Source organism: Yersinia massiliensis CCUG 53443, from assembly GCF_000312485.1.
Lineage (GTDB): Bacteria > Pseudomonadota > Gammaproteobacteria > Enterobacterales > Enterobacteriaceae > Yersinia > Yersinia massiliensis.
Map to the genome: position 1 here is coordinate 1,578,237 of NZ_HE997643.1, position 14,774 is coordinate 1,593,010.

Genomic DNA, 14,774 nt, shown 5'->3' on the forward strand with positions numbered 1-14,774 from the left:
TCAATACAGCCATTCTTTTTCATCACTTGTTTGTATATTCGTCCTCAGCACGAACCTGACAATTCAATATTTAAGCATGACGAACTAAACGCTAAACACAGCAGCACCTATTCCGAACATGTCTATTCAAGCCTAAACAAGGCAACTGATATTTCGTCGAGGTATTTATGCAACAAGAAGCACTAGGAATGGTGGAAACCAAAGGGTTGACCGCCGCCATTGAGGCCGCGGACACCATGGTGAAATCAGCCAATGTGACCTTAGTCGGCTACGAAAAAATCGGCTCTGGCCTCGTCACCGTCATCGTACGCGGTGATGTTGGGGCGGTAAAAGCAGCCACCGATGCCGGTGCAAGTGCAGCCGCCAAAGTGGGTGAAGTGAAATCCACCCATGTGATCCCGCGCCCACACACCGATGTCGAGGCTTTTTTACCGAAAAGCCGCTCACCAAAGGGACATAACGAATGAAGAGCAATGACCTGGTCGACCAAATCATGGCGCAGGTAATCGCTAAAGTCAGTGAACACGCTCCGGCGTCTTCTACGCAACCCGCTCATCAACAACGAGATACGGCTATGGCTGAGAAAACTTGCAGTTTAACGGAATTTGTTGGTACCGCGATTGGTGACACCGTCGGACTGGTTATCGCCAACGTGGATACTGCCCTACTGGACGCAATGAAGCTGGAAAAACGCTATCGCTCCATTGGCATTTTGGGCGCACGTACTGGCGCAGGCCCGCACATCATGGCGGCTGATGAAGCCGTTAAAGCCACCAATACCGAAGTGGTCAGCATCGAATTACCCCGTGATACCAAAGGCGGCGCAGGTCATGGCTCGCTGATTATCTTCGGTGGTGACGATGTGTCTGATGTGAAACGTGCCGTGGAAGTAGCTCTGAAAGAGTTGGACAGGACTTTCGGCGATGTTTACGCCAATGAAGCCGGCCACATTGAACTGCAATACAGCGCCCGTGCGAGCCATGCGTTAGAAAAAGCCTTTGGTGCACCGCTGGGCCGTTCTTGCGGCGTGATTGTTGGCGCGCCTGCATCGATTGGCGTGTTGATGGCCGATACCGCTGTGAAATCTGCCAACGTTGACGTGGTGGCTTACAGCTCACCGGCACAAGGCACCAGCTTCAGTAACGAAGTCATTCTGGTTATCTCCGGCGATTCTGGCGCAGTTCGTCAGGCAGTGATTTCTGCCCGTGAGATTGGCAAAACGGTATTAGGCACCTTAGGCGCTGAACCGAAAAACGACCGCCCTTCTTATATCTGACGCCACAGTGAGGCTGTTTCATGAAATCGAAAAGATTTGAAGCGTTGGCGAAACGCCCGGTTAATCAGGACGGCTTTGTCAAAGAGTGGATCGAAGAAGGCTTTATTGCCATGGAAAGCCCGAACGATCCCAAACCCTCCATCAAGATCGAAAACGGCGTGGTGACTGAGCTAGATGGCAAGCCACAAAGCAGTTTCGACCTGATCGATCACTTTATCGCCCGCTACGGTATCAACCTCGCGCACGCGGAAGAAGTGATGAAAATGGACTCCATCAAACTGGCCAATATGCTGTGTGATCCGAATGTGTCACGCCGCACCATTGTGCCACTGACGACCGCCATGACACCGGCCAAAATCGTCGAAGTGGTTTCCCATATGAACGTGGTGGAAATGATGATGTCGATGCAGAAAATGCGCGCACGTCGTACCCCATCACAACAAGCTCACGTCACCAACGTGAAAGATAACCCCGTGCAGATTGCTGCCGATGCCGCAGAAGGCGCGTTCCGTGGCTTCGATGAGCAAGAAACGACCGTGGCCGTGGCCCGTTATGCGCCGTTTAACGCCATTGCACTGTTAGTGGGTTCGCAAGTTGGCCGCCCCGGCGTGTTGACACAATGTTCACTGGAAGAAGCCACTGAGCTGAAACTGGGGATGCTGGGCCATACCTGTTATGCCGAAACCATTTCGGTTTACGGGACTGAGCCGGTATTTACCGACGGCGATGACACGCCATGGTCGAAAGGCTTCCTCGCCTCGTCCTATGCATCACGCGGTTTGAAAATGCGCTTTACCTCAGGTTCTGGCTCTGAAGTGCAAATGGGCTACGCCGAAGGCAAATCCATGCTGTATCTGGAAGCGCGCTGTATTTACATCACCAAAGCGGCGGGCGTTCAAGGGCTGCAAAACGGTTCTGTAAGTTGCGTCGGTGTGCCTTCTGCTGTGCCATCAGGCATTCGCGCCATTTTGGCAGAAAACCTGATTTGCTCGGCGTTGGACTTGGAATGTGCGTCCAGTAACGACCAAACCTTTACCCACTCTGATATGCGTCGTACCGCTCGCCTGCTGATGCAGTTCCTGCCGGGTACTGACTTTATCTCCTCCGGTTATTCCGCCGTGCCGAACTACGACAACATGTTCGCGGGTTCTAACGAAGATGCCGAAGATTTTGACGACTACAACGTGATGCAGCGCGACCTGAAAGTCGATGGCGGTCTGCGTCCGGTGTTGGAAGCTGACGTCGTGGCAATTCGTAATAAAGCCGCGCGTGCCTTACAAGCTGTCTTTGCCGGTATGGGCTTGCCGCCAATCACTGACGAAGAAGTGATTGCGGCGACCTATGCGCACGGCTCGAAAGATATGCCGGAACGTAACATCGTCGAAGACATCAAGTTCGCTCAGGAAATCATCAACAAAAACCGCACCGGTCTGGAAGTGGTTAAAGCGTTGGCACAAGGCGGTTTCGAAGATGTGGCGCAAGACATGCTCAACATCCAGAAAGCCAAAATTGCCGGTGACTACCTGCACACCTCGGCGATCATCAAAGGTGACAATCAAGTCCTGTCAGCGGTGAATGACGTCAATGACTACGCGGGTCCAGCGACGGGTTATCGGCTGGAAGGTGCACGTTGGGAAGAGATCAAAAACATTCCAAACGCGCTTGATCCGAATGAGCTTGGCTAAGGGGTTCACGAGATGGTGGATATTAACGAAAAACTGTTACGCCAAATTATCGAAGGCGTATTGCAGGAAATGCAAGGAGACAACAATACCGTCTCCTTTAAGCAACCGTCCCAGCCTGCGGCCGCATCAACCGCCGTGGCCTCTGGCGATTTCCTCACTGAAGTGGGTGAAGCCCGCCCTGGCAATAATCAGGATGAAGTGATCATTGCGGTGGGGCCAGCATTTGGTCTGTCGCAAACCGCCAACATCGTTGGGATACCGCACAAAAATATCTTGCGTGAAGTGATTGCCGGTATCGAAGAAGAAGGGATTAAGGCGCGGGTTATCCGCTGCTTTAAATCCTCCGACGTGGCCTTTGTGGCGGTTGAAGGTAACCGCTTGAGCGGTTCCGGTATCTCTATCGGTATTCAATCTAAAGGCACAACGGTCATTCATCAGCAAGGTTTGCCGCCACTGTCCAATTTGGAGTTGTTCCCACAAGCGCCACTGTTGACGCTGGAAACCTACCGCCAGATTGGCAAAAACGCGGCGCGTTATGCCAAACGGGAATCACCACAACCGGTTCCGACCCTGAATGACCAAATGGCGCGGCCAAAATATCAGGCTAAATCAGCGATTCTGCACATTAAAGAAACCAAATATGTGGTGACCGGCAAGAATCCTCAGGAACTCCGGGTGGCGCTTTAACAAAGGAAAACACAATGAATTCCGAAGCTATTGAATCCATGGTTCGCGATGTGCTGAACAAGATGAACAGCTTGCAAGGCCAAACACCGGCAGCAGCCTGTCCAGCACCGGCGGCCAGTACGCGCAGTGATGCCAAAGTCGCTGATTATCCGTTGGCGAATAAACACCCTGAATGGGTAAAAACCGCCACCAACAAAACACTGGATGATCTGACGTTGGCGAACGTGTTGAACGGCAGTGTCACCTCACAGGATTTGCGTATCACGCCTGAAATCCTGCGCATTCAAGCCTCTATCGCCAAAGACGCGGGCCGTCCGCTGTTGGCCATGAACTTTGAACGTGCCGCTGAGCTGACTGCTGTACCGGATGACAAGGTGTTGGATATCTATAACGCCCTGCGTCCGTACCGTTCAAGCAAAGAAGAACTGAACGCCATCGCTGATGATTTGGAGCAGAACTACAAAGCGACGATTTGCGCCACCTTCGTGCGCGAAGCGGCCGTTTTGTATGTTCAGCGTAAGAAGCTCAAAGGCGACGATTAGTTCATCAATTAATTGTTATAGCCACTTGGTTTCAAGTTGCAGGTAGGTGATCCCCAGGAGCTGACTCAAGTCAGTGACTGGGGTGAGTGAGTGCAGCCAACACCGCTGCAAATTGAAAGGTGAAGGGGAAGAATATGGGCCGCTACATCGTCGGCGTCGACATCGGAAACTCATCAACGGAAGTGGCATTGGCTACTTGCGCAGTTGATGGTCAGTTGCAGTTTGTCACCAGCGCCCTCACCGAAACCACCGGTATCAAAGGGACGCAACGTAACATTTTCGGCATCAACAAAGCGCTGGCCTTGTTGACGGAAAAGGCCGGTATCGCACTGAGCGATATCAGTCTGATTCGTATTAACGAGGCAACGCCGGTGATTGGCGATGTGGCGATGGAAACCATTACTGAAACCATCATCACGGAATCCACCATGATCGGCCACAACCCTAAAACCCCCGGTGGGCTGGGATTAGGGGTGGGGCTCACTATCACCATTGATGAACTGGTCACCCGCGATCCGACCCAACCTTACATTTTAGTGGTGCCTGCCACGGTTGATTTTGCCGATGTGGCGGCAATCGTCAATGCGGCAAAGGGTGCTGGATACCGCATCACGGCGATTATTTTACAGCGGGATGATGGTGTCTTGGTCAGCAACCGCCTCACTCACCCACTGCCGATCGTCGATGAAGTGCTGTATATCGACCGCATCCCCATGGGCATGTTGGCCGCAGTTGAAGTGGCGATGCCGGGCCAAGTGATTGAAACCCTCTCTAACCCTTATGGTATTGCCACTGTTTTTGAACTTAATGCCGAAGAAACCAAAAACATCGTTCCGGTGGCGCGCGCCTTGATTGGCACACGTTCTGCAGTGGTGGTGAAAACACCGGAAGGGGACGTTAAAGCACGATCCATTCCGGCTGGTCATTTGGTGCTCTTTGCCGATGGCCGCACCGTGCAGGTCGATGTTGCGACGGGCAGTGAAGCCATTATGACGGCAGTGAACAGCTTCCGGCATTTGGACAATGTGAGCGGTGAAGCGGGCACCAATATTGGTGGCATGCTCGAACACGTGCGCCAAACCATGGCAGAACTGACCAACAAACCGACCAATGAAATCTTCATTCAAGACTTGCTGGCTGTCGACACGGCAGTGCCGGTCAATGTCATTGGGGGTTTGGCGGGCGAGTTCTCTCTTGAGCAAGCGGTGGGTATCGCCTCCATGGTGAAATCTGATCGCCTGCAAATGGCGCATATCGCCAGTGAAATCGAAAAGACATTAGGTATTGATGTTCAGGTCGGGGGGGCGGAAGCCGAAGCGGCGATACTCGGCGCGCTGACCACACCAGGGACGCGACGGCCACTCGCCATCCTCGATTTAGGGGCAGGCTCGACCGATGCCTCCATCATCAATGCCCAAGGTCAAATCGTTGCCACACATCTGGCAGGTGCGGGCGATATGGTGACGATGATCATCGCCTCAGAACTGGATCTCCAAGACCGCTATCTGGCGGAAGACATCAAAAAGTATCCGCTCGCCAAAGTGGAAAGTTTATTCCACCTGCGCCATGAAGACGGCAGCGTTCAGTTCTTCCCACACCCCCTCGCCCCTGAAGTTTTTGCGCGGCTGGTGGTGGTGAAACCGGAAGGACTGGTGCCACTACCGGGTGATTACGCACTGGAAAAAGTTCGCAATATTCGCCGCTCCGCAAAAGAGCGGGTGTTTGTGACCAATGCGCTGCGAGCCCTGCGCCAAGTTAGCCCAACCGGCAATATCCGCGATATCCCCTTCGTGGTGCTGGTGGGCGGCTCGTCACTGGATTTCGAGGTTCCGCAATTGGTCACCGATGCCCTCTCCCACTTCAAGCTAGTGGCGGGTCGCGGCAACATTCGCGCCGTTGAAGGCCCACGTAATGCCGTGGCAACGGGTCTGATTTTGGCTTTTCAACGGGAGCGTAATGTATGAATTTCGCCAATGACGCTCCCGCTATCGTGATCAGTCTCACCACGCCAACGCCGCCTGAGGTTTGGCATCAGGTATTGCTGGGCATTGAGGAAGAAGGCATTCCTTGGCAATGGCAACAAGACGAAGAAGGCGATGCCATTCTCCGTGCATGGCAGGCCGCCACCCGCTCGCCGTTATTGGTGGGTCTCGCCTGTTCTGCTGACGAAGTGGTGGTGCATTTTCGTCATTTACCGCCCACCAACCCGCTGTTCCGGTTGGCATGGGCGCAAAACGATGACCAATTACGGCAGCTTGGTAACAACGCCGCCCGACTGGTTAAAGGTTTACCGTTTAAGTCATCTCCATAACCCCAAAAAGGATAAATGAACTCATGAACAACGCATTAGGTTTAGTCGAAACCAAAGGTCTGGTCGCTGCTATCGAAGCGGCTGATGCCATGGTCAAGTCTGCCAACGTCCAACTGGTGGGCTACGAAAAAATCGGTTCCGGTTTGGTCACTGTCATGGTGCGCGGGGATGTTGGTGCCGTCAAAGCCGCAGTCGATGCCGGTTCTGTTGCCGCCAGTGCGGTGGGTGAAGTGATGTCCTGCCATGTCATCCCGCGCCCACACAGCGATGTAGAAGCTATTTTACCGACCTCCGCCTAAGGGTAAGACGAGGAGCACAGCGTGAAAACGTCACTGGGTTTACTTGAAGTTAGCGGTCTAGCGCTGGCTATCGGCGCGGCGGATGCCATGGCGAAAGCCGCATCCGTCAACCTGATCGGAATAGAAAAAACCAACGGCTCCGGCTGGATGTTAATCCGCCTAACCGGTGATGTGGCTTCAGTACAGGCGGCAATCAGTACCGGTGCCGCCTTTGCCGAACAGCATCATGGGCTGGTTTCCCGTGCGGTGTTAGCCCGTCCGGCAGATAGCTTGATGGCTTATTGGCAAGCCCCCACCGAGGCGATCACTGTCGAGGTGCAAGTGACCCTCGACCCTGTGAATGAGCCGGTGAGTGAAGGGGTCAGTGAGTTAGCAGTCGAAGTAGAAGTAGTAGAAGTAAAAAAAGCAGAAGCGCCTGCCATTGATGAGGCGCAAACCGAAGAAGTCGATGCTCCCAAACCGGCTGAGACGGCGACCGATGATGCGCCGGATACGGTGGTGAGTATCGAAAAAAAACGGATAGAAAGTGAGGCTCTGCAAGCGCCTCGTGTGAGTTGCAATCTTTGCCTCGATCCCGCTTGCCGACGCCATAAAGGTGAACCTCGCTTTCGTTGTATCCACTTGGGTAAACGAGGAAAAGTCTGATGGAAAAAGCGTTACTGGAACCCGTTGTCAGTAAGATCCTCGACGAAATGCGTCTTCGTCCGATCCCGCTTGGGGTTTCCAATCGACACCTGCATCTCTCGGCGCAAGATTACCAACGGCTGTTCCCTGAGCAGCCACTGCTGGAGAAAAAGGCGCTGCTGCAACCGGGCCAATATGCCGCCGAACAGACGGTCACGTTGGTTGGGCCAAAAGGCAGCCTGAAAAACGTGCGTATCCTTGGGCCATTGCGTAGCCAAAGTCAGGTAGAAATCTCTCGTACCGACGCGCGCACGCTGGGGATCAATGCGCCCCTGCGCATGTCCGGCAACTTGGAAGGGACACCGGCTATTCGTCTTGTCAGCCCCTACGGCGAAGTGGAATTGCCTCATGGCGTGATTGTGGCGCTGCGGCACATTCATATGTCGCCGCTGGATGCTTTGATCTACCGAGTGAAGCACGGTGACCGAGTACAAGTGGCGATTCAAGGCAGTGGTCGCCGCCTGATTATGGATGATGTGGCCATTCGCGTTTCACCCCAAATGAAACTGGAAATGCACATCGATACCGACGAGGCCAATGCAGCAGGCGCAGATGATCCCGCCGCGTTTGCCACGCTTTTGATGCCATCACGGACAGCGCAATCATGACACTGACTCAGGCCCAAACCGAACAACTGGTCAGCCAGATTGTTACGCGGTTGACCGAGCGCGAACGTAGGGTTCACGCCTTGCTGCTGCCTCAGTTGCGCGCGGGTCTGGAACCCTGGGTATTCGTGCGCCATGCCACGCTGCATCTGATGTTGCCGGATCTGGCGTTTATGCATCGGCTGGCGCAGTCCGATAGTCAATGTCCGGCGGTCAATGCCCTCAATGAGGCGTGGTCTTGGGGCATGAAAGTGCATATCAGTTTGCATCGCCAACTATTGGCAGCTTTACCCGCGGCGGCACTGCGCCGTATGCCGCTGAGTTTGAGTGACAACCAAGGTGTCGCGGTGCGCTTGCACGCGGGTCGTGTGCTGGGTTATCGCGATATCGCCACTCTCTCTTCCGGCTGGCTGCTGATTGATGCTCATACGCTGGTTACACCGCTGGCACAAGACACCGTATCAGCCCGTCATATTCAACTGTTAAGGCAGGAGTAAATCATGCAACTGGCCAGAGTGGTAGGTTCCGTCGTCTCAACGCAAAAGTCACCAACGCTGATTGGGAAAAAGTTGCTGCTGGTGCGCCGTGTCGCCGGTGATGGCTCACTGCCGCCAGACAGCAAAACGCCGGATGAAGTGGCGGTCGATTCTGTCGGCGCGGGTCAGGGAGAACTGGTGCTACTGGCGGGCGGCTCCAGTGCCAGACGTGTGTTTGCTGAGCCGAATGATGCCATCGATCTGGCGATTGTCGCCATCGTTGATGAATGCGCTTACTGATGATGAGCGCGCGTCGTGATGAGTGCGCTTTCTGACCTTGAATAACCTGACAGATAGAACGGTGATTTTATGAGCATCTATACCAAGACGGGCGACGCGGGCACTACTGCCCTGTTCACCGGACAACGGGTAAAAAAGAGTCACCCACGGGTGGAAACTTACGGCACGTTAGATGAACTCAATGCCGCACTGAGTTTGTGCGCCCGAGTGATGCAAGGTGAAGAGAACCGTCAATTAATTGATGCGGTACAGCATCAACTGTTTTATTTCAGCGCCGAATTAGCCAGCGAAGGCATTGAAGTTCCTCCCGTTGGGCGTAAAAGCATCAGCGAGCAGGACATCCACGCACTCGAACAAGCGGTAGACCGCTGCATGGCGCAGTTGCCACCGGTCAAAGGATTTATTCTGCCCGGCGATACCGAAGCCGGTAGCCGTTTACATTTTGCCCGCACATTAGCGCGGCGCTGTGAACGACGTTTGATTGAACTGGCCGAACAAGTCCCCGTGCGCTCGGTGCTGTTGCAGTATCTCAACCGGTTATCTGATTGCCTGTATGCATTGGCCCGCGACGAAGACCAGCGCCAACAGTTGCAACAAACCGCGCAGACCGTGCTGGCCCGTTATTTGGCTGCCACCCAGGAGACTCAGCCCGCCACAAAAACGCGACCTAGCGCGACGGGGCTGGGATTTTCCGATGTTCATCAGTTAGTTAAGTTGGCGGTTGAAGCCGCCATGACATTAGGTATTGCGGTGGTTGTCGCCCTGACTGACCGCCACGGCAATCTCATCATGACCTACCGTATGCCCGATACCTTGCTGGTCAGCAGCGAGTTGGCCCCGAAAAAAGCGTGGACCGCCGTTGCCCTCAAAGCAGCCACTCATCAACTCAGCAGCGCCGTTCAACCGGGGGCTGACTTGTTCCAACTGGAAGCCAGCACCGGCGGCAAAGTGGTGAGTTTTGGTGGCGGTTACCCCCTGTGGCGTGATGGCCAATTGGTGGGCGGTTTAGGCATCAGCGGCGGTAGCGTCGAACAAGATATGCACATAGCAGAAGCGGCCATATCGGCTTTACACCTGAGGAATGAATAATGAATACCAATGATCTTGAAACTCTCATTCGCACTATCCTCACCGAGCAACTGACGCCAGCTACTGCGTCTGCCTCCAGCGCTATTTTTGCCAGCGTGGATGAAGCAGTCAATGCCGCTCACAGCGCCTTTTTGCGCTATCAGCAAAGCCCGATGAAAACCCGCAGCGCCATTATTAGCGCCCTGCGTGAACAACTCAAACCCCAGTTAGCCTCACTGTCAGAACGCGGTGCCAGCGAAACGGGCATGGGCAATAAAGAAGATAAATACCTCAAAAACAAAGCCGCACTGGAAAACACCCCCGGTATTGAAGACTTGTCCACCACTGCCCTGACCGGCGACGGCGGCATGGTGTTATTCGAATATTCACCGTTCGGTGTGATTGGCTCCGTGGCTCCGAGCACTAACCCGACTGAAACCATCATCAATAACAGCATCAGCATGTTGGCTGCCGGTAATGCGGTTTATTTCAGCCCGCATCCTGGCGCGAAAGCCGTATCACTGGATTTAATTGCCCAAATTGAAGCCATCATTTTCAACAGTTGTGGCATCCGCAATTTAGTGGTGACCGTGCAAGAACCTAGCTTTGAAGCGACCCAACAGATGATGGCCCACGACAAAATCCCGTTGTTGGCGATCACCGGCGGGCCCGCCATTGTGGCGATGGGCATGAAGAGCGGCAAAAAAGTGATTGGTGCTGGTGCCGGTAACCCACCTTGTCTGGTGGATGAAACCGCCGAGTTGGCAAAAGCGGCGCAAGATATCGTCTCTGGCGCATCCTTCGACTACAACCTGCCGTGCATCGCAGAGAAAAGCCTGATTGTGGTGGAGAGTGTCGCCGACCGTTTATTACAGCAGATGCAAGCCTTCGATGCGTTACTGATCAGTAACCCGCAAGATGTCGACAGCCTGCGTAAAGCTTGCCTGACACCTCAAGGCCACGCCAATAAAAATCTGGTGGGGAAAAGCCCAAATGAGCTGCTGAAAGCCGCCGGTTTGGCTTGCCCAGCCAAAGCCCCACGCCTGTTGCTGGTTGAAGTCGCCGGTGACGATCCCTTGGTGACCACTGAACAATTGATGCCGCTGTTACCGGTGGTGCGCGTAAAGGATTTTGATGCCGCGCTGACGCTGGCACTGCAAGTGGAAGGCGGCCTGCATCATACCGCGACCATGCACTCGCAAAATGTCTCGCGCCTGAATCTGGCGGCTCGCCTGTTGCAGACCTCCATTTTTGTTAAAAACGGCCCATCTTATGCCGGTATCGGTGTCGGTGGCGAAGGCTTTACCACCTTTACTATCGCCACACCAACCGGTGAAGGCACCACGTCTGCCCGCACCTTTGCGCGCCAACGTCGCTGTGTGCTGACTAACGGCTTCTCCATTCGCTGAGCGAGGACGTATGAAGACTTTTTTCCTGCAAACACGCATTTATAGCGGGGAAGGCAGCCTCAAGGTGCTGCAACGCTTCCATCAGCGCAAAATCTGGATCATTTGCGATGGCTTTCTGGCCACCTCGCCGCTGTTAGATCGCTTAAAACAAGCGCTGCCTGCGGATAACCAGATCAGCCTGTTCAGCGACATTACGCCGGACCCGAATATCAGCACCGTGGTGAAAGGGATTGAGCAGATGCAAGCCCTGCACCCCGATGTAGTGATCGGGTTTGGTGGCGGTTCGGCATTGGACGCGGCGAAAGCCATTGTCTGGTTTAGCCGTCAGCAAGGGCTGGAGATTGAAACCTGTATCGCGATCCCGACCACCAGCGGCACCGGTTCCGAAGTCACTAGCGCTTGCGTGATCAGCGATCCAGAGAAAAGCATTAAATATCCGCTGTTTGACGATGAAATATATCCCGATATCGCCATTTTAGATCCGGCACTGGTGGTCACTGTGCCACCGGTTATCACCGCCAATACCGGATTAGATGTGCTGACGCATGCGCTGGAGGCCTATGTTTCACCGCGTGCGAGTGATTTCACCGATGCACTGGCCGAAAAAGCGGTGCAACTGGTGTTTCGCCATTTGGCGACGGCCTGCAAAAAAGGTGATTGCCTGATCACTCGCGGCAAGATGCATAACGCCTCAACACTGGCGGGCATGGCATTTAGTCAGGCAGGGCTCGGCATCAATCACGCCATTGCACACCAATTGGGCGGTCAGTTCCATATCGCCCACGGGTTAGCCAATGCCTTGCTGCTGGTGCCGGTGATTCGCTTTAACGCCATCGATACACGGGCGCAGAAACGTTATGCACGATTGGCGAAATTGTGCCATTTCAGCCCGGCAAATGCGGATGATCGCAGCGCGGTGAATCAATTGATTCATCAGATTGAGCAGCTCAAACGCCAATGCAGTCTACCTCAGCCGTTGGCGGCGATGAAAGTCACCGAACGCGAGTTAACGCAGCGGATCCCTGACATCATCACCGCCGCGCTGGCGGATGTCACTCTGCGCACCAATCCGCGTGCGGCAGATGACAAAGCGATTCGTGGCATCGTCGAGGCGCTTTATGAATGATCTGCAAATGCCACTGGCCCCGTTACTGAGCGCCCCCCTCGCCTGCGGTGAATTAGCGCAGTGCGATGCCGCAACTATTCAGCAGCGGGTACGCGATGCTGGGGTGGTGGGTGCCGGCGGCGCGGGATTCCCCACCGCGGTAAAATTGCAAGCGCAAGCTGAAATCTTTCTGGTTAATGCCGCCGAATGTGAACCGATGCTGAAAGTGGATCAGCAATTGATACCGCGGGAAGCCGCGCGGCTGGTGCGGGGCGTGATTTATGGCATGGTCGCCACCGGCGCACGCGAAGGCATTATTGCGCTCAAAGCCAAATATGACGCAGCCATTGCAGCGCTCACGCCGTTGCTGCCGCCGCAAATTCGGCTGCATATTTTGCCTGATGTGTACCCCGCCGGTGATGAAGTGATCACCATTTGGCTGGCAACGGGTCGCCGTGTGCCGCCTGCGGCGCTGCCAGTGAGCATCGGCGTGGTGGTCAATAACGTCCAAACCTTGCTCAATGTGGCGCGTGCCGTGGAACAGCAATGGCCTGTTACCCGCCGCACACTGACCGTCAACGGTGCGGTGGCACGGCCTTTAACGTTGACCGTGCCGCTAGGGACTTCGTTACGTGAAGTACTGGCGTTAGCGGGCGGCGCGACTGTCGACAATCCGGCCTATATCAATGGCGGGCCGATGATGGGCCATGCCCTGCATGATCTCGATCAACCGGTGACAAAAACCACCGGTGGCTTATTGGTGCTGCCCGCGGATCACTTGTTGATCACCCGCCGCGCACGCAGTGATCAGGATGTACTCGCCATTGCCCGCGCGGTGTGCGAGCAGTGCCGGATGTGTACCGAACTTTGCCCCCGTCACCTTATTGGTCATGAATTGCCGCCGCATTTACTGGTGCGGGCGATTATTTATCAACAGGTGGCGACGCCCGATATCTTGCTGAGCGCCCTCACCTGCTCGGAATGCGGCTTATGCGAAAGCTATGCCTGTCCGGTGGATATCTCGCCAATGCGCATTAATCGGCTGCTTAAAACACAGTTGCGCGCACAGGGAGCACGTTATCAAGGGGAATTGCGTGAGGCCGATCCGATGGCCAATTACCGCATGGTGCCGATATCACGGCTGATTGCGCGGCTGGATTTGACCGACTGGTATCAACCCGCTCCCTTTATCGATTTAGACGTTGCGCCGCAACACGTGGTTATCCCGCTGCGCCAGCACATTGGTGCCGCCGCCGAGCCTGTCGTAGCGGTCGGCGAACAGGTCCAACGCGGCCAACTGATTGGGCAGATCCCCCCTAACGCGTTGGGTGCGCCAGTGCATGCCAGTATTCGCGGCGTCGTCACGGATATCAGCGCCCACGCTATTACCCTGCGTTGCGACCATGAAGAGGAATGAGCATGTCTCAAGCCATTGGAATTGTTGAATTAAGCAGTATCGCCAAAGGGATGGAGGTTTGCGACCTGATGCTGAAAAGCGCCAACGTCAGCCTGTTGGTCAGTAAAACCCTCTGCCCCGGCAAGTATTTGTTGATGGTCGGCGGCGATATCGGGGCCGTTAGCCAGTCCGTGCAAAATGGTGAAAAACACAGCGGCCATTTATTGGTCGATAGCATCGTCTTACCGAATCTTCACCCCTCAGTGTTACCGGCAATCAGCGGCCTCAATACGGTTCAAAACCGTCAGGCGGCAGGCGTGGTGGAAACATGGAGTGTCGCAGCCTGTATTACCGCGGCAGACCGCGCGGTGAAAGCCGCCAATGTCACGCTGGTGCGCATCCATATGGCGTTCGGTATCGGCGGCAAGTGCTATCAGGTCCTCAGTGGCGATATTGCCGATGTGCAAACCGCCGTTGACGTTGCCAGCCAGTGTGCCGGTGAGAAGGGATTACTGGTTTACAGCACCGTGATCTCCCGTCCCCATGAGGCGCTGTGGCGTCAGTTAGTTCAGGAGGCATGATGGAAAACAGCAGCACACCCGAGCGCGTCATTCAGGAATATGTTCCTGGTAAACAGATCACCCTCGCGCACCTTATCGCCAACCCCAATAAGGCGCTTTATAAAAAGCTGGGGCTAAACGATGTCAGCAGCGCCATTGGCATTCTGACCATCACCCCCAGTGAAGCCTCGATTATTGCCAGTGATATCGCCACCAAATCAGGTGCCGTAGAGATTGGTTTTATCGACCGATTTACCGGTGCCGTGGTGTTTACCGGCGATGTTTCTGCGGTGGAGTCTGCGCTGAAACAGGTGATTCATACCTTAGGCGACATGATGAAATTTACCGCTTGCCCGATGACGCGGACCTGA

The 14,774-nt window shown here is 54.7% G+C and carries 18 protein-coding genes; all 18 read left to right on the top strand.

The window, feature by feature from the left end; genetic code table 11:
• The first annotated feature begins 167 nt into the window (after positions 1-167).
• The 18 genes from pduA to eutS all read left to right on the top strand — a co-directional run bounded on the left by pduA (position 168) and on the right by eutS (position 14,774).
• A complete protein-coding gene (gene pduA, locus BN68_RS07140) occupies positions 168-467 on the top strand; it encodes a propanediol utilization microcompartment protein PduA (RefSeq protein WP_019210477.1) in 300 nt (99 codons plus the stop codon).
• Positions 464-1,276 (top strand): propanediol utilization microcompartment protein PduB, encoded by an 813-nt coding sequence (pduB, locus tag BN68_RS07145; protein WP_019210478.1) that lies wholly within the window; start codon positions 464-466, stop codon positions 1,274-1,276. Before pduA ends, pduB begins: the two co-directional genes overlap by 4 nt.
• 20 nt (positions 1,277-1,296) lie before the next feature.
• Entirely contained in the window at positions 1,297-2,961 is a 1,665-nt protein-coding gene (gene pduC / locus BN68_RS07150; RefSeq protein WP_019210479.1) for a propanediol dehydratase large subunit PduC, read from the top strand.
• A 15-nt stretch (positions 2,962-2,976) separates the two neighbouring features.
• Entirely contained in the window at positions 2,977-3,648 is a 672-nt protein-coding gene (locus tag BN68_RS07155) for a propanediol/glycerol family dehydratase medium subunit (protein ID WP_167311310.1), read from the top strand.
• Positions 3,649-3,662: 14 nt separating this feature from the next.
• The gene (gene pduE / locus BN68_RS07160) at positions 3,663-4,190 is read left to right on the top strand and encodes a propanediol dehydratase small subunit PduE (protein WP_019210481.1); all 528 of its coding nucleotides are present in this window, start codon (positions 3,663-3,665) and stop codon (positions 4,188-4,190) included.
• A gap of 134 nt (positions 4,191-4,324) precedes the next feature.
• The gene (locus BN68_RS07165) at positions 4,325-6,154 is read left to right on the top strand and encodes a diol dehydratase reactivase subunit alpha (RefSeq protein ID WP_019210482.1); all 1,830 of its coding nucleotides are present in this window, start codon (positions 4,325-4,327) and stop codon (positions 6,152-6,154) included.
• Entirely contained in the window at positions 6,151-6,501 is a 351-nt protein-coding gene (locus tag BN68_RS07170) for a glycerol dehydratase reactivase beta/small subunit family protein (protein WP_019210483.1), read from the top strand. The genes BN68_RS07165 and BN68_RS07170 overlap by 4 nt, the downstream gene beginning before the upstream one ends.
• 23 nt (positions 6,502-6,524) lie before the next feature.
• Positions 6,525-6,800 carry a propanediol utilization microcompartment protein PduJ gene (gene pduJ / locus BN68_RS07175; protein ID WP_019210484.1) on the top strand — a complete coding sequence of 92 codons (276 nt, stop codon included), beginning with the start codon at positions 6,525-6,527 and terminating at the stop codon, positions 6,798-6,800.
• A 21-nt stretch (positions 6,801-6,821) separates the two neighbouring features.
• Positions 6,822-7,445 carry a BMC domain-containing protein gene (locus BN68_RS07180; RefSeq protein ID WP_019210485.1) on the top strand — a complete coding sequence of 208 codons (624 nt, stop codon included), beginning with the start codon at positions 6,822-6,824 and terminating at the stop codon, positions 7,443-7,445.
• On the top strand, positions 7,445-8,092 hold the full coding sequence (locus BN68_RS07185; protein ID WP_019210486.1) for a phosphate propanoyltransferase: 648 nt from the start codon (positions 7,445-7,447) through the stop codon (positions 8,090-8,092). The genes BN68_RS07180 and BN68_RS07185 overlap by 1 nt, the downstream gene beginning before the upstream one ends.
• Positions 8,089-8,586, top strand: coding sequence for a microcompartment protein PduM (pduM, locus tag BN68_RS07190; RefSeq protein ID WP_019210487.1), 498 nt, complete (start codon positions 8,089-8,091; stop codon positions 8,584-8,586). The genes BN68_RS07185 and pduM overlap by 4 nt, the downstream gene beginning before the upstream one ends.
• Before the next feature lie 3 nt (positions 8,587-8,589).
• Positions 8,590-8,865: a EutN/CcmL family microcompartment protein gene (locus tag BN68_RS07195; RefSeq protein ID WP_019210488.1), complete on the top strand. Its 276-nt coding sequence runs from the start codon at positions 8,590-8,592 to the stop codon at positions 8,863-8,865.
• A gap of 69 nt (positions 8,866-8,934) precedes the next feature.
• Positions 8,935-9,954, top strand: a complete 1,020-nt coding sequence (locus BN68_RS07200; RefSeq protein WP_019210489.1) for a cob(I)yrinic acid a,c-diamide adenosyltransferase — start codon at positions 8,935-8,937, stop codon at positions 9,952-9,954.
• Positions 9,954-11,342, top strand: coding sequence for an aldehyde dehydrogenase family protein (locus BN68_RS07205; RefSeq protein ID WP_019210490.1), 1,389 nt, complete (start codon positions 9,954-9,956; stop codon positions 11,340-11,342). The genes BN68_RS07200 and BN68_RS07205 overlap by 1 nt, the downstream gene beginning before the upstream one ends.
• A 10-nt stretch (positions 11,343-11,352) precedes the next feature.
• On the top strand, positions 11,353-12,468 hold the full coding sequence (locus tag BN68_RS07210; protein ID WP_019210491.1) for a 1-propanol dehydrogenase PduQ: 1,116 nt from the start codon (positions 11,353-11,355) through the stop codon (positions 12,466-12,468).
• Positions 12,461-13,864 (top strand): 4Fe-4S dicluster domain-containing protein, encoded by a 1,404-nt coding sequence (locus tag BN68_RS07215; RefSeq protein ID WP_019210492.1) that lies wholly within the window; start codon positions 12,461-12,463, stop codon positions 13,862-13,864. The genes BN68_RS07210 and BN68_RS07215 overlap by 8 nt, the downstream gene beginning before the upstream one ends.
• A gap of 2 nt (positions 13,865-13,866) precedes the next feature.
• Complete coding sequence (locus tag BN68_RS07220) at positions 13,867-14,424, top strand: BMC domain-containing protein (protein WP_019210493.1); 558 nt, start codon at positions 13,867-13,869, stop codon at positions 14,422-14,424.
• Positions 14,424-14,774: an ethanolamine utilization microcompartment protein EutS gene (gene eutS / locus BN68_RS07225; RefSeq protein WP_019210494.1), complete on the top strand. Its 351-nt coding sequence runs from the start codon at positions 14,424-14,426 to the stop codon at positions 14,772-14,774. Before BN68_RS07220 ends, eutS begins: the two co-directional genes overlap by 1 nt.

Coding starts and splice junctions, on each gene's coding strand:
- pduA (WP_019210477.1), top strand. CDS start 168: ATGCAACAAGAAGCACTAGGAATGGTGGAAACCAAAGGGTTGACCGCC.
- pduB (WP_019210478.1), top strand. CDS start 464: ATGAAGAGCAATGACCTGGTCGACCAAATCATGGCGCAGGTAATCGCT.
- pduC (WP_019210479.1), top strand. CDS start 1,297: ATGAAATCGAAAAGATTTGAAGCGTTGGCGAAACGCCCGGTTAATCAG.
- pduE (WP_019210481.1), top strand. CDS start 3,663: ATGAATTCCGAAGCTATTGAATCCATGGTTCGCGATGTGCTGAACAAG.
- BN68_RS07165 (WP_019210482.1), top strand. CDS start 4,325: ATGGGCCGCTACATCGTCGGCGTCGACATCGGAAACTCATCAACGGAA.
- BN68_RS07170 (WP_019210483.1), top strand. CDS start 6,151: ATGAATTTCGCCAATGACGCTCCCGCTATCGTGATCAGTCTCACCACG.
- pduJ (WP_019210484.1), top strand. CDS start 6,525: ATGAACAACGCATTAGGTTTAGTCGAAACCAAAGGTCTGGTCGCTGCT.
- BN68_RS07185 (WP_019210486.1), top strand. CDS start 7,445: ATGGAAAAAGCGTTACTGGAACCCGTTGTCAGTAAGATCCTCGACGAA.
- pduM (WP_019210487.1), top strand. CDS start 8,089: ATGACACTGACTCAGGCCCAAACCGAACAACTGGTCAGCCAGATTGTT.
- BN68_RS07195 (WP_019210488.1), top strand. CDS start 8,590: ATGCAACTGGCCAGAGTGGTAGGTTCCGTCGTCTCAACGCAAAAGTCA.
- BN68_RS07200 (WP_019210489.1), top strand. CDS start 8,935: ATGAGCATCTATACCAAGACGGGCGACGCGGGCACTACTGCCCTGTTC.
- BN68_RS07205 (WP_019210490.1), top strand. CDS start 9,954: ATGAATACCAATGATCTTGAAACTCTCATTCGCACTATCCTCACCGAG.
- BN68_RS07210 (WP_019210491.1), top strand. CDS start 11,353: ATGAAGACTTTTTTCCTGCAAACACGCATTTATAGCGGGGAAGGCAGC.
- BN68_RS07215 (WP_019210492.1), top strand. CDS start 12,461: ATGAATGATCTGCAAATGCCACTGGCCCCGTTACTGAGCGCCCCCCTC.
- BN68_RS07220 (WP_019210493.1), top strand. CDS start 13,867: ATGTCTCAAGCCATTGGAATTGTTGAATTAAGCAGTATCGCCAAAGGG.
- eutS (WP_019210494.1), top strand. CDS start 14,424: ATGGAAAACAGCAGCACACCCGAGCGCGTCATTCAGGAATATGTTCCT.